Origin of the sequence: Corynebacterium phoceense (assembly GCF_900092335.1) — a bacterium.
Taxonomy (GTDB): Bacteria; Actinomycetota; Actinomycetes; order Mycobacteriales; family Mycobacteriaceae; genus Corynebacterium; species Corynebacterium phoceense.
The window spans coordinates 63,318-81,075 of sequence record NZ_LT596207.1 but is presented as its reverse complement, the minus strand read 5'-3'; the positions used below and the strand labels follow the sequence as shown (position 1 = coordinate 81,075).

Annotated in this window: 23 protein-coding genes; 16 read left to right on the top strand and 7 right to left on the bottom strand. The window is 64.6% G+C overall.

Annotation, left to right across the window (positions count from 1 at the left end):
• The 4 genes from BN9444_RS00475 to BN9444_RS00460 form a co-directional block, all read right to left on the bottom strand.
• Positions 1–735, bottom strand: a 735-nt coding sequence (locus tag BN9444_RS00475) for an Asp23/Gls24 family envelope stress response protein (protein ID WP_141681476.1), incomplete at its 3' end; no start/stop codon positions are given.
• Positions 735–926, bottom strand: a complete 192-nt coding sequence (locus BN9444_RS00470) for a hypothetical protein (RefSeq protein WP_066489099.1) — start codon at positions 924–926, stop codon at positions 735–737. The genes BN9444_RS00475 and BN9444_RS00470, both read right to left, overlap by 1 nt.
• 25 nt (positions 927–951) lie before the next feature.
• Positions 952–1,281 carry a hypothetical protein gene (locus BN9444_RS00465; protein WP_066489096.1) on the bottom strand — a complete coding sequence of 110 codons (330 nt, stop codon included), beginning with the start codon at positions 1,279–1,281 and terminating at the stop codon, positions 952–954.
• A gap of 6 nt (positions 1,282–1,287) precedes the next feature.
• Entirely contained in the window at positions 1,288–1,764 is a 477-nt protein-coding gene (locus tag BN9444_RS00460) for an Asp23/Gls24 family envelope stress response protein (RefSeq protein ID WP_066489094.1), read from the bottom strand.
• Positions 1,765–2,459: 695 nt separating this feature from the next.
• On the opposite strand from BN9444_RS00460, the gene rpsJ reads away from it, so the two are divergent.
• The 12 genes from rpsJ (at position 2,460) to BN9444_RS00400 (ending at position 8,287) form a co-directional block, all read left to right on the top strand.
• Positions 2,460–2,765 (top strand): 30S ribosomal protein S10, encoded by a 306-nt coding sequence (gene rpsJ / locus BN9444_RS00455; RefSeq protein WP_003848085.1) that lies wholly within the window; start codon positions 2,460–2,462, stop codon positions 2,763–2,765.
• Positions 2,766–2,801: 36 nt separating this feature from the next.
• Positions 2,802–3,458 (top strand): 50S ribosomal protein L3, encoded by a 657-nt coding sequence (rplC, locus tag BN9444_RS00450; protein ID WP_066489092.1) that lies wholly within the window; start codon positions 2,802–2,804, stop codon positions 3,456–3,458.
• Complete coding sequence (rplD, locus tag BN9444_RS00445; RefSeq protein WP_066489091.1) at positions 3,455–4,117, top strand: 50S ribosomal protein L4; 663 nt, start codon at positions 3,455–3,457, stop codon at positions 4,115–4,117. The genes rplC and rplD overlap by 4 nt, the downstream gene beginning before the upstream one ends.
• Complete coding sequence (gene rplW / locus BN9444_RS00440) at positions 4,117–4,419, top strand: 50S ribosomal protein L23 (protein ID WP_066489088.1); 303 nt, start codon at positions 4,117–4,119, stop codon at positions 4,417–4,419. Before rplD ends, rplW begins: the two co-directional genes overlap by 1 nt.
• A 26-nt stretch (positions 4,420–4,445) precedes the next feature.
• A complete protein-coding gene (rplB, locus tag BN9444_RS00435; RefSeq protein ID WP_066489085.1) occupies positions 4,446–5,282 on the top strand; it encodes a 50S ribosomal protein L2 in 837 nt (278 codons plus the stop codon).
• A 13-nt stretch (positions 5,283–5,295) separates the two neighbouring features.
• Positions 5,296–5,574 carry a 30S ribosomal protein S19 gene (gene rpsS, locus BN9444_RS00430; RefSeq protein WP_066489082.1) on the top strand — a complete coding sequence of 93 codons (279 nt, stop codon included), beginning with the start codon at positions 5,296–5,298 and terminating at the stop codon, positions 5,572–5,574.
• A gap of 3 nt (positions 5,575–5,577) precedes the next feature.
• Positions 5,578–5,940 (top strand): 50S ribosomal protein L22, encoded by a 363-nt coding sequence (gene rplV, locus BN9444_RS00425; protein ID WP_066489072.1) that lies wholly within the window; start codon positions 5,578–5,580, stop codon positions 5,938–5,940.
• The gene (gene rpsC / locus BN9444_RS00420) at positions 5,940–6,686 is read left to right on the top strand and encodes a 30S ribosomal protein S3 (RefSeq protein ID WP_066489069.1); all 747 of its coding nucleotides are present in this window, start codon (positions 5,940–5,942) and stop codon (positions 6,684–6,686) included. The genes rplV and rpsC overlap by 1 nt, the downstream gene beginning before the upstream one ends.
• 3 nt (positions 6,687–6,689) lie before the next feature.
• A complete protein-coding gene (rplP, locus tag BN9444_RS00415) occupies positions 6,690–7,106 on the top strand; it encodes a 50S ribosomal protein L16 (protein ID WP_066489064.1) in 417 nt (138 codons plus the stop codon).
• Positions 7,106–7,336: a 50S ribosomal protein L29 gene (gene rpmC / locus BN9444_RS00410; protein WP_066489061.1), complete on the top strand. Its 231-nt coding sequence runs from the start codon at positions 7,106–7,108 to the stop codon at positions 7,334–7,336. Before rplP ends, rpmC begins: the two co-directional genes overlap by 1 nt.
• 3 nt (positions 7,337–7,339) lie before the next feature.
• Complete coding sequence (rpsQ, locus tag BN9444_RS00405; protein WP_066489059.1) at positions 7,340–7,621, top strand: 30S ribosomal protein S17; 282 nt, start codon at positions 7,340–7,342, stop codon at positions 7,619–7,621.
• Between the two features lie 63 nt (positions 7,622–7,684).
• Positions 7,685–8,287: an LppP/LprE family lipoprotein gene (locus tag BN9444_RS00400; RefSeq protein WP_066489058.1), complete on the top strand. Its 603-nt coding sequence runs from the start codon at positions 7,685–7,687 to the stop codon at positions 8,285–8,287.
• Positions 8,288–8,337: 50 nt separating this feature from the next.
• Here the strand turns inward: BN9444_RS00400 and BN9444_RS00395 are convergent, their stop codons facing one another.
• The 3 genes from BN9444_RS00395 to BN9444_RS00385 form a co-directional block, all read right to left on the bottom strand.
• Positions 8,338–9,150, bottom strand: a complete 813-nt coding sequence (locus tag BN9444_RS00395) for a hypothetical protein (protein ID WP_068801238.1) — start codon at positions 9,148–9,150, stop codon at positions 8,338–8,340.
• A gap of 263 nt (positions 9,151–9,413) precedes the next feature.
• Positions 9,414–10,064, bottom strand: a complete 651-nt coding sequence (locus BN9444_RS00390) for a sortase family protein (protein ID WP_233423525.1) — start codon at positions 10,062–10,064, stop codon at positions 9,414–9,416.
• 231 nt (positions 10,065–10,295) lie between these two features.
• Positions 10,296–11,192 carry a carbohydrate kinase family protein gene (locus BN9444_RS00385; protein WP_066489052.1) on the bottom strand — a complete coding sequence of 299 codons (897 nt, stop codon included), beginning with the start codon at positions 11,190–11,192 and terminating at the stop codon, positions 10,296–10,298.
• 23 nt (positions 11,193–11,215) lie between these two features.
• Between BN9444_RS00385 and BN9444_RS00380 the strand changes: the two genes are divergently transcribed.
• The 4 genes from BN9444_RS00380 (at position 11,216) to rplX (ending at position 17,758) form a co-directional block, all read left to right on the top strand.
• On the top strand, positions 11,216–12,532 hold the full coding sequence (locus BN9444_RS00380) for a glycoside hydrolase family 32 protein (RefSeq protein WP_068801237.1): 1,317 nt from the start codon (positions 11,216–11,218) through the stop codon (positions 12,530–12,532).
• 137 nt (positions 12,533–12,669) lie between these two features.
• Complete coding sequence (locus tag BN9444_RS00375) at positions 12,670–14,655, top strand: sucrose-specific PTS transporter subunit IIBC (protein WP_066489041.1); 1,986 nt, start codon at positions 12,670–12,672, stop codon at positions 14,653–14,655.
• A gap of 2,416 nt (positions 14,656–17,071) precedes the next feature.
• On the top strand, positions 17,072–17,440 hold the full coding sequence (rplN, locus tag BN9444_RS00360; RefSeq protein WP_066489032.1) for a 50S ribosomal protein L14: 369 nt from the start codon (positions 17,072–17,074) through the stop codon (positions 17,438–17,440).
• Positions 17,441–17,443: 3 nt separating this feature from the next.
• Positions 17,444–17,758 (top strand): 50S ribosomal protein L24, encoded by a 315-nt coding sequence (gene rplX, locus BN9444_RS00355; protein WP_066489030.1) that lies wholly within the window; start codon positions 17,444–17,446, stop codon positions 17,756–17,758.

The following is a 17,758-nucleotide window of genomic DNA, read 5'->3' as shown; positions in this document are numbered from 1 at the left end:
GGTGGAGACCGCGCGGAGCGGCGCAGACGCGGCGGAGTGCGCGGCGACCTCGACCGGGAGCGGCACGAAGTCCGGTGTCGCTTCGGGCGAGCGCACGGCAGGTGCTGTGGGAGTGTCCGGCGAGACGATATGCACCGTGTTCGTCGTGGTGGTCGGGCGCAGTGGACGCGGCTCGGGTATCGCGGGCGAGGCGATGCGCGAAGGTGCGGCCTCGGGATGCCACGGTTGCTTCGTCACGTGCGCGGCGACGTTTTCTGCGGTGACGCGCTCGCCCGGGATGGTGTGCCCGACGATGACGTTGACGCGAGTGGGCTGGAAGCCACTCATGGCGACGACTTCCTCTGCGATGGCGGAGCGTACGCGCGCGGCAATGTCGGTGACAGGCGAGGGCCATACGGTGGCGATGGCGACGTCGATGGCCACGGTCCACGTGTCCGGGTCCATCTGGATGGCCATGCGCGGAAAGTTCTGTCCGCCGATCTTCTTCCACGTGCCCGAGACCTTGGCGGTGCCGGGAACGCGCGCGATAGCGGCCGACACGATATATTCCATCGTGCGCAGGCCGAGCCGGTTGGAGCCGTGATGGTGGGCCGTGTCCATGATGGCGGGTGCCGAGACGGCGTCATCAGCATTGATGCCTCCGGGAGCAGCGGCGGCCGCCGCGTTGAGTCCCGGTGTGATGGTCTCCGGCGTGACATTCGTCCACGCGCCGGGGGAGGGCGAGGCATGCGTCATTATCCGCGACCCTTGCCAATCATCTGGTTCCACAGATCCAGCACGTTGAGCTTGCCATCGAAGTGGGCGCCGGCGAGCCCGCCCACGACGGCCAGCACGACGGAGAGGAGCAGAAGCTGCCACCCGCCGAAGTAGGCCAGGAACGCGAGCGCGATGCCTGCCACGATGCCCAGCGTGGTGTAGTTCTTCATCGGAGGCCTTTCTTTACTGTGTTTTCTATCGTGTCGTGTGCTTATCGGGCGCGGCAACGTCGGCGATGACGACGTCGAGGCGCGTGAGTTCCGGAACGGCGCGGCGAGCCGCAGCCTGGACGGCGGGGCCAAGCTCCGTGAGCGGTGGGCCGTCGAAGGCGGCGACCACGTGCGTCTCGATCTGTGTGTCGTCCTTCGGACTCAGGAACCGCAGGCCCGGAATACGCTCGCCCGGAAAGAGCAGCGCCACCTCTCCGTAGCGCCCCGGCGCCAAATCTGCGACGCCGGGCACCGCGCGCAGCGCGGTGACCAGGTCGCGTGCCTGCTCGAGGGATAAAAGGAAGCGTTCCGCCATGCGGGCTTAGGCTTGGGGCTCGACGGCGGTGGAGGGGGCATCGGCAGGCTCGGCCTCCTTGGGCAGGCGCACGTCGTGGACGGTGACGTCCACGCGATTGACCTCCAGGCCCGTCATGCGCTCGATGGCGGTCATGATATTGCGACGGATGGCCTCCGCGAGCTCGTGGATGGCGACGCCGTACTCCGCGATGATGGCGACGGCGACGGTGGCCGCGCCGTTCGCGACCTCGACGTCGACGCCCTGGCGGACGTCCTCAGTGCCGCCGAAGGACTCGCGAATGGAGCCCATCATGCGGGCGCCGCCGCCACCGAGGGCTGCCACGCCGGAGACCTCGCGGGCGGCAATACCGGCGATCTTGGAGACGACCGTGGTCTCGATGGTCGTGGTGCCGAACTCGGTCTCGAGATTCTTATTGACGTGCTGCTCGGTGGTGGCGGGCTCGGTGCTCTGCGTGGCTTCCGGCGTGGTGTTCTCGGCCATGGTGTGGTGCCCTTTCTTAACGTGCGAATGCTTTATATATAAGGATAGGCCCGGGGCCGCCGGGCGCGTGGTATCTACCGTAGTGCGAAACGCGCTTTCCGTGGGGGCGGTCGCGCGACGTTGCCGCAGGTTGATGCTTAAACGTGATTTTCGGCACTTTGCTGGCAGAGGTTTGTCTTATGTGGCGCGACGTGCTTAAATACAGGGGTTGCTTTAACAGGGCAATGCAAGCCAGGCGCGAGCGAGCTCGCGCGTTAGGTTGGGCATTGACGCTGGTAGGGCGAACATGACGCCTTTGCAGTTGTAGCGGGATTTCCTTCGGAATCAACGGCAACGAGAAGGTCTGTTTATCGGGTAAGGCCCGCGACTTAAGTAGTGGCACACCCCGAGAGGCAGAACCAGAGAAGGGGCATGGCAAATAAACAGCGGCAGTATACGAATGGATTTAAGCGTTTCACGCCCCAATCCCTTCCTATGTGATTGACATTCGGGTCTTGTACCCCGTCATAAGCACTGCGACTGGTTATTGAGCCGGCTCGCATCTTGTGGTCATCATGGATTTAAATCAACCACTGGCGTTGAGCCTGGACCTTGTCTGGACAACGTTATAGAGAAATCGAGAAGCAATTTCCCACCGCTTCACGCCCCGGATACGCCGGGAATGTGAATGTGGGGAAGCGAGGAAGAGGATAAGCGTGGCGGGACAAAAAATCCGCATTCGGCTGAAGGCCTACGACCACGAGGCAATTGACGCTTCTGCAAAGAAGATTGTCGAGACCGTCACCCGTACGGGTGCTCGTGTTGTCGGCCCGGTGCCGCTCCCCACCGAAAAGAACGTATACGCCGTTATTCGTTCTCCGCACAAGTACAAGGACTCTCGCGAGCACTTCGAGATGCGCACTCACAAGCGCCTCATCGACATTCTCGACCCGACTCCGAAGACCGTTGATGCCCTTATGCGCATCGACCTTCCGGCAAGCGTCGACGTCAACATTCAGTAGCGTTCGACTAGAGAACTAATTGGTGGAGAACTAACAATGAGTGAAAACGAGATCAAGGGCATTCTGGGCACGAAGCTCGGCATGACCCAGGTCTTCGACGAGGACAACCGCGTTGTGCCGGTCACCGTCGTCGAGGCTGGGCCGTGCGTCGTTACCCAGATTCGTACCGTTGAAACCGATGGCTACAACGCCATCCAGATCGCCTTTGGCGAAATCGCCCCGCGCAAGGTCAACAAGCCGGGCACGGGCCACTTCAAGAAGGCTGGCGTGACCCCGCGCCGCCACGTCGCCGAGATCCGCATGGACGACACCTCTGCATACGAGGTCGGCCAGGAAGTTAAGGCTGACATCTTCGAGGGCATCACCTTCGTCGACGTCACCGGCACGACCAAGGGTCACGGCTACGCCGGCGCCATGAAGCGCCACGGCTTTGCCGGCCAGGGCGCTGCCCACGGTAACCAGGCTGCTCACCGTCGCGTTGGCGGTATCGGCGCCTGCGCTACCCCGGCACGTGTCTTCAAGGGCACCCGCATGGCAGGCCGCATGGGCCGTGACCGCGTCACGACCCAGAACCTGAAGATTCAGAAGATCGATGCCGAGTCCAACCTGCTGCTCATCAAGGGTGCTATCCCGGGTGCGCGCGGCGGCCTCGTCACCGTTAAGACCGCAGTGAAGGGCGGTGCACACGCATGAGCAACCTCAAGCTAGACGTCCTGACCGCTGACGGTAAGACCAACGGCTCCGTTGATCTGCCGGCCGAGATCTTTGACACCGAGGCATCCATCGCTTTGATGCACCAGGTTGTCAACGCTCAGCTTGCAGCAGCACGCCAGGGCACCCACAAGGCCAAGACCCGCGGCGAGGTCCGCGGTGGTGGCCGTAAGCCGTTCCGCCAGAAGGGCACCGGCCGCGCACGCCAGGGCTCGATCCGCGCACCGCACTACACCGGTGGCGGCATCTCCCACGGCCCGGTTCCGCGCGACTACGCCCAGCGCACCCCGAAGCGCATGATCAAGCAGGCCCTCTTCGGTGCCCTGTCTGACCGTGCACGCAACGAGCGCATCCACGTCGTCGAAGAGCTCGTTCCGGGCCAGACGCCCTCGACCAAGTCTGCTAAGGCTTTCATCGAGCGCATCTCCTCGAACAAGAACGTGCTACTGGTCCTCGGCCGTGAAGACGTGACCGCTCGCCGCAGCGCCAACAACCTGCCCAACGTCCACATCCTGGACGCTGGCCAGCTCAACACCTACGACGTCCTCAACTCGGACGACGTGGTGTTCTCCGTTGAGGCTCTGCACACCTTCGTCACCCGCGCAACTGGCGCTGACAAGAAAGCAGAGGAGGAGAACTAATGGCTAAGATCGCTAACCCGCGCGACATCATACTCGCACCGGTCGTCTCCGAGAAGTCCTACGGTCTGATGGAGCAGAACACTTACACGTTCTTCGTCAACCCGGACTCCAACAAGACCCAGATCAAGGATGCCATCGAGCAGATCTTCGGCGTTGAGGTCGACTCCGTGAACACCGCAAACCGTGCCGGCAAGCGCAAGCGCACCCGCACCGGTTTCGGCCAGCGTAAGTCCACCAAGCGCGCCTACGTGACTCTGCGTGAAGGCAGCGACGCTATCGACATCTTTGGCGCTCAAGCGTAAGAGAAGGTCGAGGTAAAGGAAAAACTATGGCTATTCGTAAGTACAAGCCGACAACCCCGGGTCGCCGCCAGAGCTCCGTCTCCCAGTTCGAGGAGATCACTCGCTCGACCCCGGAGAAGTCCCTGCTGCGTCCCCTGTCTAAGACCGGTGGCCGCAACAACTACGGTCGCATCACCACCCGCCACATCGGCGGTGGCCACAAGCGCCGTTACCGTCTGATCGACTTCCGTCGTTCGGACAAGGACGGTATCCCGGCCAAGGTCGCTCACATCGAGTACGACCCGAACCGTACCGCCAACATTGCACTGCTGCACTACCGTGACGGTGAGAAGCGCTACATCATCGCCCCCAAGGGCCTGACGCAGGGCACCATCGTCGAGTCGGGCGCTAACGCAGATATCAAGGTGGGCAACAACCTGCCGCTGCGCAACATCCCGACTGGTACCACGATCCACGCAGTCGAGCTCAAGCCGGGCGCTGGCGCTAAGCTGGCCCGCTCTGCTGGTGCCTCCATCCAGCTGCTGGGTAAGGAAGGCAAGTACGCCATCCTGCGTATGCCGTCTTCTGAAATCCGCCGCGTCGACATCCGTTGCCGCGCCACCGTGGGTGAGGTCGGCAACGCTGACCAGATGAACATCCGCTGGGGCAAGGCTGGCCGTATGCGCTGGAAGGGCGTTCGCCCGACCGTCCGTGGTGTCGTTATGAACCCGGTCGACCACCCGCACGGTGGTGGTGAGGGTAAGACCTCCGGTGGTCGCCACCCGGTGTCCCCGTGGGGTCACAAGGAGGGTCGCACCCGCAACCCGAACCGTTACTCGAACAACATGATCGTGCGCCGTCGTCGCCCGAACAAGAAGCGCTAAGAGGAGGTAAACAATGCCACGCAGCCTTAAGAAGGGCCCGTTCGTCGATGAGCACCTCCTCAACAAGGTGGATGCTCAGAACGAGGCCGGCACCAAGCAGGTCATCAAGACCTGGTCTCGCCGCTCGACCATTCTCCCCGATTTCATTGGCCACACTTTCGCCGTCCACGACGGTCGCAAGCACGTGCCGGTGTTCATCGAGGACTCCATGGTCGGTCACAAGCTCGGTGAGTTCGCACCAACCAAGACCTTTAAGGGTCACGTCAAGGCCGACACGAAGGGACGTCGATAAGCGATGAGTGACACCATCACCTCCGCATCCGCAACGGCCCGCTACGTCCGCGTCACCCCGATGAAGGCACGCCGCGTCATCGATCTGGTTCGCGGTAAGTCAGTAGCAGAGGCACTTGCCATCCTGAAGTACGCTCCGCAGGACGCCGCTAAGCCGGTGGCCAAGGTTGTCGCTTCCGCGGCCGCCAACGCTGAGAACAACTTCGGTCTGGATCCGCGCACGCTCGTTATCTCCGAGGCTTACGCCAACGAGGGCCCGACCATGCGTCGTTTCCAGCCCCGCGCACAGGGTCGCGCGTTCATGATCCGCAAGCGCACCAGCCACATCACCGTGGTTGTCGAAAGCCAGAAGGAAGGTGCCAAGTAATGGGCCAGAAAATCCATCCTCACGGCCTCCGTCTGGGTATCTCCACCGAGTGGAAGACCCACTGGTTCGCCGACAAGGACTACGCCAACTACGTGGCTGAGGACATCAAGATCCGTCAGTACCTCGAGAAGGGCCTCGACCGCGCCGGCATCGCCGACGTCGTCATCGAGCGCACCCGCGACCGCGTTCGCGTCGACATTCACACCGCCCGCCCGGGCATCGTGATTGGCCGCCGTGGCGCTGAGGCCGACCGCATCCGCCGCGAGCTCGAGAAGCTCACCGGCAAGATGGTTGCCCTCAACATTCTCGAGGTCAAGCAGGTCGACGCCAACGCGACCCTCGTTGCTCAGTCCATCGCTGAGCAGCTGGTCAACCGCGTTGCTTTCCGTCGTGCCATGCGTAAGGCCATCCAGTCCGCTATGCGCCAGCCGCAGGTCAAGGGCATCAAGGTGCTCCTGTCCGGTCGTCTGGGCGGCGCCGAGATGTCCCGCAACGAGCGCTACCACGAGGGTCGCGTTCCGCTGCACACCCTGCGCGCAGAGATCGATTACGGCACCGCAGAGGCTCACACCACGTTCGGCCGCATTGGCGTCAAGGTGTGGATCTACAAGGGTGACGTCATCGGCGGCGTCAAGGAGTCCGATTTGAACGCTCCGGCTGCTGGCCGTGGCCGCGGCGACCGCAACGGTCGCCCGCGCCGTGGTGGCCAGCGCCGTCAGCGCGCACAGCAGAAGCAGGAGGGCTAATCCATGCTGATTCCTAAGCGCGTTAAGTACCGCCGCCAGCACCGCCCGACTCGTACGGGTGTGTCCAAGGGCGGTAACCGCATCGCTTTCGGTGACTACGCCATCCAGGCTCTCGAGCCGGCATACATCACCAACCGTCAGATTGAGGCCGCACGTATTGCCATCAACCGCCACGTCAAGCGTGGTGGCAAGGTGTGGATCAACATTTTCCCGGACCGTCCGTTGACCCAGAAGCCGCTCGGCGTGCGTATGGGTTCCGGTAAGGGCCCGGTTGAGAAGTGGGTCGCCAACGTTAAGCCGGGCCGCGTCCTCTTCGAGATGTCCTACCCGACCGAGGAAGTTGCTATCGAGGCTCTGCGCCGTGCGGCTCAGAAGCTTCCCTGCAAGGTCCGCATCATCAAGAAGGAGGACCAGTTCTAATGGCAACCGGTACCCCCGCGCACGAGTTCCGTGAGCTCGACAATGCTGAGCTGGAGACCCGCCTCAAGGACGCGAAGGAAGAGCTGTTCAACCTTCGTTTCCAGAAGGCCACTGGCCAGCTGACCAACAACCAGCGCATCGGCACTGTTAAGCGCGACATCGCCCGCATCTACACCGTTCTTCGCGAGCGCGAGCTGGGCCTGTCCGTTGTTCCGGGAGCTGAGGCTTAAATCATGAGTGAGGCAAACGTGAACGAGAAGAAGGAGCGCGGTGCGCGCAAGACCCGCACCGGCATCGTGGTTTCCGACAAGATGAACAAGACCATTGTCGTCGAGCTCGAAGACCGCAAGCAGCACGCCTTGTACGGCAAGATCATGCGTTCTAACAAGAAGGTTAAGGCGCATGACGAGAACGAGACCGCCGGCATCGGCGACCGCGTTCTCATCGCCGAGACTGCGCCTATCTCCAAAGATAAGCACTACCGTCTCGTCGAGATCGTGGAGAAGGCTAAGTAAACTAGCCCCACGGTAAACGCCCCAGCACCCCTGGTGTTGGGGCGTTTCGCTATAGTGGGCCCCATGTCCCGCACCCTATTGCTCCCCGTGATCCTCACCGCTGCGGCGCTCACGGCCTGCTCCGCGGGCTCCTCAGAGCCCACCACCGTGACGGTGACCCAAAGCCCCCAGCTTTCCGATGCCCCCTCCGCGGCCCCGCAGGCTCCCTCCAGCATCGCGCAGCCTACTGCTGACCAACCGCTGCCTGACACCCCACCCACCGAGGCCCCCTCCTGTGCGCCGGTCACGGGGGAGCAGGCTGTGGCGGAGAATATCGGCACGTTGGAGAAGTACAACGGCTGGGAGTGGGATGCCGAGTACGCCTACACGGACGACTTCGATCCGTGCCTGGCACTGTCCTACATCGTGGTCCCTATCGTGGGCGGCACTTCTTCTTCGCCGTACCACGTCATGCTCTTCCACAAGGGCGAGTACCTCGGCACCGCGACGCAGGAGCCACGCGGGTTCGCGCCCAGGATCACGCAGACGAGCGATGACTCCATCTCCGTGGGCTACGTCTACGTCCGCGAGGGCGATTCAAATGCCGCGCCCAGCGGGCTTAACGAAGTGCAGTTCACGTGGGACGAGGCTGAGCAGCGCGTCGTCATGACGGGCTCGCCGGACTAAAACGCGAAAGGCCGCCACCCCGAGGGGTGGCGGCCTGTTCTCGTTGTGTCCTAGGCGAACTTACGGCGTGCGACGAAGGCAGCCGCGCCGAAGACAGAGAACACGAGCAGCGCGAAGAGGGCGCGTGCTGCGGTGTTGGAGCCGGTCTCAGCGTTCATGCCGCGCTCGCCGGACGGGACCTGGCCCTGGGTGTCTGGGGTCGGGGTGACGGGCTGGCCAGACTGCTCCTGGATCTCCTTGATGTGGCCCTTCTTCAGGTCCTTGGAGATACGGATTTCTTCCTCGGTCGGGGTAGAGTCCTTGCGGGACTTGTCCTGGACGTAGGTGGAGCCGTCCTGGTTGAGATACCAGGTGATGCCGCCGATGACGAGCAGCGGCGGGAGGACCTTGCCCGCGATCTCGCCGGCGTCGAAGTTGCCGCCAGAGCGCTCGGACTTCTTCTCGACGACCGGGACGCCCGGGACCTCGTAGCCCTTCTCGCGGTAGCAGTTCTGATCTTCCTCGATGAGCTTCTTGATCTCGCCGGAGCGGGTGAGCTCCACGTTGTTGAGCGGCATCTCGGAGGCGGCGCGCTCGGCGGTGTCGACCCATTCGCCGGAGCCGTGCAGGTAGACAACCTTGTTGCCCGTGAGCACGTAGGACTGTGCCTTGTCGGAGGTCTCAGCCTTCGGCGGCGTCGGCGCGCACTCGAGCTTGGTCGGAACGACCGGGGTGGCCGGGGTCTGGCCCAGGACCTGCGGGGTGACGGTGGGCTGCATGTCTGCGGCCGACGGCATGTCAGACGCAAGGGCAGTAGGGGCGGCTGCGAAGGCGATGACGCCGGACATGGCGACAGCAGCCAGGGAAGTGCCGAGACGCTTCATGTTTACTCCTGTGAAAAAGAAGGGACTGTGGAAGAAAAAGACTGTAGTCAAAGCTGCCGTTCCTTATGTCACAACAGCAACATGGGAAACACTAATCTCAGAAATAAGCAACTGTGTGCATTGCTTTCGGCGTGTCGCGGCAGGAAAAATCCCCGCGCGTGGCGGGGATGGTCGGGTCGGCGTTCCTCCTGTGCATGGCAGTGCGCGGCGGCGTCGCGCGGATTTCCTGGGAGTTTTCGCCCGTGCGGGTGATTCGGTGCGGCTTAGGCTGACGCGGGGGCTGCGGGCCCGGCGCCGTTCGAAGCGTCTGCACCGTCAATGACGCCCTCGTAGGACCAACCGACGACGGCGTTCTTCACCGACGCCTCGAGGAGATTCGCCGGCTGGATGCAGCTGATGGTGAGCAGCCGGCCCGGCATGGGCCCGGTGCCCCACACGTCCGGGTCATCCGCGAGGCCTTCTTTGACCGGGTCGTGGAAGTCCGTGGCGGAGTACATGAGCCACTTCTCGCCGGAGGCTGCGGTACGCACGTAGAGCTTGTCGCCCTCGTGGACCTTGTGCTCGTTACGGGTGCCGTCGTAGAGATTATTAAACACGGCGGGCACACCCGCGGCGGTGTGACCGGCGATGACCACGATGTCCGGTGCGTCCGTCCCCGGCAGCGAGTACGGCCGGTCCGCGGCGGTGTAGGTGCAGGCCTTGTCGAGCGATGCTGGGTCGAGCGCGTTGTCCTTCGTGCGGCACGCGCCCTCGTCGAATTGCGCGCGGACGTTGATGGCGGGGATATACATCTCCACTGCGGCGGCCTGCTCGATGGTTGGCGCCTCCACGGTCGTCGTGGGGGCTTCGCTCAGTGCTGCAGGGGCTTCCGGTTCCTGATGCCGCAGCGCGAAGAACGTGAGCGCGAGCAGCACGATGAGGACGAGTCCTAAGATGAGGGCGACGCGCGGAATACGCGGACCGGCTGCCGGCGCGGGGTGCGGGCTGAGTCGGGGCGGGCGCGTCGNGTGTCGCGACGGGTGCCGCGGCCGTCACCGGACCTGCGGTGGGGGTCGGTGGGGTACGGCATGGGAGACTCCGGGGGACGGGCGCGAAGCGCGAGACGAGTGGGTTTATTTTACGCCCGCGCGCTGCCCGTGGGACGTCTAACGCGCGGCGGCGATCTTCTGCTGTACCTCCGCGCGCGTGGGCGGGTTGGCACCGCGGCGCGAGACAGTCACGGAGGCTGCGCCCGCGGCAAACGTCAGGATGTCGCGCCACTCAGCGACTGTGAGTTCCTGAAGGTCCGGGGCGCGCAGCTCGCGACGGGTGATCTCGGCCAGGAGCGTGCCCATGATGGTATCGCCCGCGCCGATGGTGTCCGCCACATTCGTGCGTACGGGCGGGACGTGGACCTCGGCGCGCGAGGTCTTCACTGCAAGGCCGTCGCCGCCCAGCGTCGTGACGACGACGGGCACGTGCTTGAGCGCGTCCTCGCCGAGGAAGTTCACCTCGTCGTCGCTGAGCTTGAGCAGCGTGACGAACGGGAAGAGGCTCTTCAAGAATGCGCGGTGTTCGTCCGTGGCGTAGAAAGGGCGGATATTCGGGTCGAGCGCGACCATGGTGCCGCGGCGCGAGAACTGCTTGAGCAGCTCCGCGTAGCGCGAGGCGCCCGGCTCCAGTGCGAGCGAGACGGTGCCGAAGCACGCGATATCCGCCGGAGCATAGACTGGCTCGACGAGGCGGTCCGCGGTGCCCTCGATGTAGAAGGTGTAGGAGGCGGAGCGGTCGCCTGCCAGGGACGTCACCGCGAGGGTCGTGGGTTCCTCGCCGCGCTGGACGTAGGTGGTATCCACGCCTTCGTCGCGCAGGCGCGCCACGAGCGTGTTGCCAAAGCCGTCCGTGGACAAGCGCGACTGGAAAGCGACGTCGGCGCCTTGGCGCGCGGCCGCAATGGCAACGTTAAACGGGCCGCCACCCAGAGCCGGCGTGAGGTCGTGCAGGGGACCGGGCGCGACGGGAACGAGATCAACGAGACCCTCGCCGCAGACGTGAATCTTCATAAAATTAAATACTATCGGAGCGTATGAGTTACCGCCCTCACTTTCATGTATCCCCGCTCGCTGGCCGCCTCAACGATCCGAACGGCATGTTCGTCGACGGCGCGGACCTCCACCTCTACTACCAGCACGACCCCGGCTATCCCCACGCGCCCAAGCGCACAGGCTGGGCACACACCGTGGTGAGCCTCACGCGCCCGGAGCGCCCGCGCCACTTTCCTAATGTGTTGTACCCCGATCATCCCTATGACGCGCACGGCTGTTACTCCGGCGGCGCCGTGCGCGACGGCGACGACCTCTGGCTCTTTTACACGGGCAACCTCAAAGTCGACGGCCGTCGCATTCCCAGCCAGAACCGCGTTCGCGTCACCGACCTGGGCCCCGAGGGCGGCTTCTACGAGCTCGACCCCAACAACCCAGTGATCCCCGATACCGAACCCGGTTTCACCGGTCACTTCCGCGACCCCCAGATTGTCCGCGAGGCCGACGGCCGCTGGCGCATGGTCCTCGGCGCGCAGCGCGAGGATGAGACCGGCGCGCTCGTCATGTACCGCTCCACCGACCTCGCGCACTGGGACTTCGAGGGCGAGGTCACCTTCGTGGGCGACGTCCCAGACGCCTACATGTGGGAATGCCCCAATCTCCTCGAGCTTTCCGATGCCGCCACCGGTGCCACGTCGCATGTTCTTGTGTTGTGTCCGCAGTTCCCGGGCCGCGACGAGTGTGGTTACATCGTGGGCCACCTCGAGGGCACGACGTTCACGGTGACCGAGGGCTACCGCATCCTTGACCACGGCCACAATTTCTATGCGCCGCAGCTCATCGCGTATGACGAGGGCGCGGTGCTCGTCGGGTGGATGGGAATGCCGGCCCGCGACGCCACGCCTACCGTCGAGGCCGAGGGCTGGGTCCACACACTCACTGTCCCGCGCCAGGTGACGCTGCGCGACGGCGCGCTCTACCAGGAGCCTATGTGGGACATTCCGGGCTCGTTCACGACCCGCGAGCCTGGCACGTACGAGCTCACCGCCGCGGGCGAGGTGTGCCTGCGCGTCGACTGGGACGGCGCGCAGCTCACCGTCGCCCGCCCGCGTTTCGCGGGCGATGCCGTGGAGCCTGGGACGGCGGCGCTGTCGGTGACGCCGGAGGAGGCGGCATCGGCAGGCGCGGCGGTCGTGCCGGGGGAGTGGGACACGCGCACGGCCGAGTGCGGCGCGGGCGAGCTCGTCCTCAGCGCTGACGGCTGCGCCGTGGAAATCTTCGGTGGCGACGGTCAGGCGGCCTTCGCCGTGCCCGTCTTCGCGCCGGGCGGTGCAGTCTGGGACGGCTGGCGCCGCGTATAAAGCACGATATTTCCAAGGTGAAAGAGGTCAATCTCACGCCCGAGTAGTTGGATTTATGCCCGGAGTGTCAGGTCTAATAGAGAAGAAAGCTTTTGCTTTGTCTCACATTAGACATGGTCAAGAAGTAAGGAAGCTCCATGGACCATAAAGAAGTAGCCGCGCGCATCCTCACCGCGCTGGGCGGCGAGGACAATATCGTGGCGATGGCGCACTGCGCCACCCGCCTGCGCACCGTCATCAAAGACGAGAAGAAAATCGACAAGCAAGCCCTCGACAACGACCCTGACCTCAAGGGCATTTTCGAGGCTGGTGGCATGTTCCAGGTCATCGTCGGCCCGGGCGACGTCAACGTCGTGTTCGACGAAATCAACAAGGCGACGTCCAAGGACATCGCCGTGTCGACGGATAACCTCAAGGACATCGCGGCGGACTCGGGCAACCGCTTCTCGCGTGCCGTGAAGGTGCTGGCCGATATCTTCGTGCCGCTCATCCCGATCCTGCTTGGTGGCGGTCTGTTGATGGCCCTGAACAACGTCCTGTCCCAGGCAGGTTTGTTCGGCGATCAGTCCGTCATCGAGATGTACCCGGCGCTCGCAGATGTTGCCGGCCTTATTAACCTGCTGGCCTCCGCGCCGTTCGCGTTCCTGCCCGTCCTCGTGGGCTTTACCGCAACGAAGCGCTTTGGCGGCAACGAGTTCCTCGGCGCGGGTATGGCGATGGCCATGGTTATGCCGGACCTCGTCAACGGTTACAACGTGGCTGCGACCATCGAGGCCGGCGAGATGCCGTACTGGCACATCTTCGGCCTCGACGTCGCGCAGGCCGGCTACCAGGGTTCCATTCTCCCGACGCTCGTTATTTCCTGGATCCTCGCGACCATCGAGAAGTGGCTCCACAAGCGCCTCAAGGGCACCGTGGACTTCATGCTCACCCCGCTGCTCACGCTGTTGGTCACGGGCTTCATCACGTTTGTGCTCATCGGCCCATTCCTGCGTACCGCGGGCGACTGGCTGGGACTGGGCTTGGCGAACCTCTACGAGTTCGCGGGTCCTGTGGCCGGCTTCCTCTTCGGTCTCGTCTACTCGCCGATCGTGATCACGGGTCTGCACCAGTCCTTCCCGCCGATCGAGACGATGCTGTGGAACGAGGGCGGTTCCTTCGTCTTCCCGACGGCGTCCATGGCCAATATCGCCATGGGTGGCGCAGCTCTGGCCATCTACTTCCTGACCAAGTCTGACAAGATGAAGGGCCTGGCCGGCGCGTCCGGTATCTCCGCCCTCTTCGGTATTACTGAGCCCGCTATCTTCGGTGTGAACCTGCGCCTGCGCTGGCCGTTCTACATCGGCATGGGGGCTTCCGCTATTGCCTCCATGATGATCGCCATCCTCGACGTCAAGGCCACCGCGCTCGGTGCCGCAGGCTTCATCGGCGTCGTGTCCATCCGTCCGGAGGACTACGGCCAGTTCCTGCTGTGCTGCGTGCTTTCCCTCGTGGTGTCCTTTGGCGCAACCTTTGCGTATGGCCGCGTGCTTATCTCCCGCAATGGCACCATTGATCCTGACGCGACCGACGTCCCGGCCGCTGCCGCCGACGGTGCCGCCCCGTCGGCTGTCGCCGATCCGAACGCTTTCCGCATCGCCTCGCCGCTGTCCGGCACAGCCATCGCGCTGTCTTCCGTGTCTGACCCGATGTTTGCCGCGGGCAAGCTCGGCGCCGGTGCCGCCGTGGAGCCGACCGTGGGCACGCTCGTCGCGCCCATCGACGGCAAGGTGACCGTCACGTTCCCCTCTGGCCACGCCTACGCCGTGCGCGGCAAGGACGCCGCGGGCAAGAACGTGGACATCCTCATGCACATCGGTTTCGACACCGTGAACCTCAAGGGCGAGCACTTCACCCCGCACGTGGAGAAGGGCGACGAGGTCAAGGCCGGCGACGTCCTGTGCGAGTTCGACATCGAGGCCATCAAGGCCGCCGGCTACCCGGTGACCACTCCGGTCGTCGTGTCCAACTCGAAGAAGACCGGCCCGGTGCTCCCTGCCTACAGGGCGGGCGAGACCATCGACTTCGGTGACCCGCTCGCTACGGTTGACCCGAAACCCGAGCCTGCCGATGCCCCCGCCTAACCCAGGCTAGCTTCCTCGCCGTCCAGCATGCGCTGGGCGGCGTTGCTGTTTTTCGCGACAATCAAGGAACCGAAATCCGGTAGTTTTGGACCCTTCGTTGTCGTGTGGGGGTTTAGCGCGCGGCGGCGTGGATGTCGTCGAGGAATGCGGCGTAGCGCGAGCGCAGTTCAGTGAGCGGTTCGACGATGAGCTCCTGCGAGGTTGCGGCGATTTCCTTGCGCAGGGCGCGCCGGGTGCGGGCCTTGACTCCGGCGCCGATGACGCCGCCGAAGGCTGCCGAGATGAGTCCCAACACGATGCCTAGGAGGAGGCCGCCCAGAATGAGCAGTGTGGGGTACGGCCAGCCCTCGATTTCCGGGGTGAGGTCTGCGCCGAGGAGCGGCGTGAGTGCGCCAGGGATGAAGGCCGCGGCGAGGTACCACAGCACGCCCACGAGGGCAGCGAGGAGTGCGAGCCACTGGATGAAGGTGAGGATGCCCCAAGGCTTCGAGGGCTGTGCGGGCAGGCGGGTGCGGGCGGCGGCGCGGTCGAGGGCATCGGGAAGCTTATCGGTGATGGACTCCGCGCGGTCGGCGACGGCATTGGCCCAGGCGGGGGAGAGGCCGTCCGCGGCGGCCGCGGCGTAGGCGCGCAGGCCCTNTGCGGACGGTCTGCGCGTTGTGGGCCGCGGCGACCTTGGCGATGGCTGTGCGCAGGTCGTCGACGCCAAGGCCAGTCTTCGCGGAGGTGGGCACGACCTTGACCTTGGTGAGGCCGTCCTCGCGCAGGAGCTCGGTGAGGGAGTCGGCGACGGTGGGGACGTCGGCATCGGCAAGCTTGTCCGCCTTGTTGAGGACCGCGAGGGTAACCGCCGAGTGCGAGGCGTGCGGGCGGATAAAGTCGTCGTGGATGATGTTATCCGCGTATTTTTCGGGGTCCGTGACCCAGACGAGGACGTCGACCTGGCCCGCGAGGCGCGTGGCGATCGCACGGTTGGAGGCTTCGACGGAGTCGAAGTCCGGCAGGTCGAGGAGGATGAGTGGGCCGGCCTTGGGAGCGAAGTCGCCGGGCCGGTTGCGACGGTCTTCGACGTCGAGCCAATCGAGCAGCGCGGAGGAGCCCTCGGGGTGCCACACGGCGGCGAGCGGCGCGGACGTGGTGGGGCGGCGCGGCGAGGAGGCACCGANAAGTATCCGAGGTACCCACGAAGTCCTGCCAGCGGGCGAGGACCTCGGTGCGCAAGAGGTTGCCGTCGCGGGTGGCTTCCTCGACGTGGGCGCGGGCGTCGGCGTAGTGCCCGGCGACGACCTCGTCGATGAGCGCGGCGAAGTCCGTGCGAGACTGCTGCTCCGCGGCGAGCGTCTCTGTGCCTGCTGCGACCTTGGCCAGGGCGCCTGCGACGGTGCGGGCGGCCAGCTGGCGGCGCGCGGCGGTATCGGCAGCCAAGCGTTCGAGATATGCGCGCAGGTCAGCCGTGCGCGCGGCCGGCAGCAAGCCCTCGAGAGGGCCTTGGTCCGGCACGACGAAGAACTCGGCGCCGAGGTTGTGCTCGGCGAGCATACGCTGCAGGTCCGCGGGGACGGTGGTGAGCGCGTCCTCGTCGACGCGGTTGAGGACCACGACGACCTTGATGTCGCGGGCGGCGGCGTCCTCGAGGAACTGCCACACGAGGTGATCGGCGTAGCGCGCCGGCGTCGTCACGAAGATCCACAAGTCCGCGGCGGCGAGGAGCTGCGAGGCGAGGGCGCGGTTCGTGTCGTCGATGGAGTCGAAGTCCGGCGCGTCGATGAGTGCGAGGCCCGCGGGCACGGCCTCGGTGGACACGATGCGCAACGTCGTCGCCTGTGGGTTCGCCCCGCCGTGCTCGCGCGCAAGCCCAGGCAGGACGTGCGACGCGCCGAAGTACTCCGCGTCCGAAGGATGCGCGATAAGCGAGGGCTGCCGCGTCGTCGGTCGAATGACGCCCGACGTCGTTACCTCTTCGTGGAGCACACCGTTGACCAGCGTGGACTTGCCGGAGCCGGTGGAGCCGCCCACGACGGCGAGCAGCGGAGCGTCGAGGTTAGCCAGGCGCGGCGCGATATAGTCATCGACCTGATGGAGCAACGGCGCGGCGCCGGGCAGGGGCGAGGCCGCGAGGGCGGCGCGCAGCCGGTCTAGACCGGAAAGAGATGTGTCAGTCACGCGCTCCATTGTTGCAGCTCGCACACATAAACGGGGGATTTGGCCCAGGTGGGGTGGATATGGTTGAATATTCAGGTTGCTTGTGGCCGTTCGGTACCGGCGGTTGATTTCCGAACCGCCAGCCCCGAGACCCCTCGACAGCACGGCCCCGCCGCGCAGGTTCGTTGTAGAGTCGCAAGCCGCATGTACGTAGACCGCGTGTGTCAAGGACGGAAATCTTGGCGCACATTAATCCAGGTCAAGGAGACCCATAGTGATTCAGCAAGAATCGCGTCTGCGCGTCGCCGACAACTCTGGTGCACGAGAGATTCTGTGCATCCGCGTTCTCGGCGGCTCTGTCCGACGCTTCGCTGGCATCGGCGACGTTATCGTCGCGACTGTCAAGGACGCTGCCCCCGGTGGCAACGTCAAGGAGGGTGAGGTCGTCAAGGCCGTCATCGTCCGTGCAAAGAAGGAGACCCGTCGTCCGGACGGCTCCTACATCCGCTTCGACGAGAACGCTGCCGTTCTGCTCAAGAACGACTCCGAGCCCCGCGGTACCCGCATCTTTGGCCCGGTTGCTCGTGAGCTGCGCGACAAGAAGTTCATGAAGATCGTTTCTCTCGCACCGGAGGTGATCTAACTTATGAAGATCCATAAGGGCGACATGGTTGTCGTTATTTCCGGTCCGGATAAGGGCGCTCAGGGCAAGGTCATCGAGGCCTACCCGGCCCGCGAGCGCGTCCTCGTTGAGGGCGTCAACCGCATCAAGAAGCACGTTGCCAACTCTGCCGACGAGCGCGGCGCACAGTCCGGCGGCGTCGTCACGCAGGAAGCTCCGATCCACGTGTCCAACGTTGCCATCGTTGACTCGGAGGGTAACCCGACCCGTGTCGGTTACCGCTTCGACGAGAACGGCAAGAAGGTCCGTATCGCGCGTAGCAACGGGAAGGACATCTAA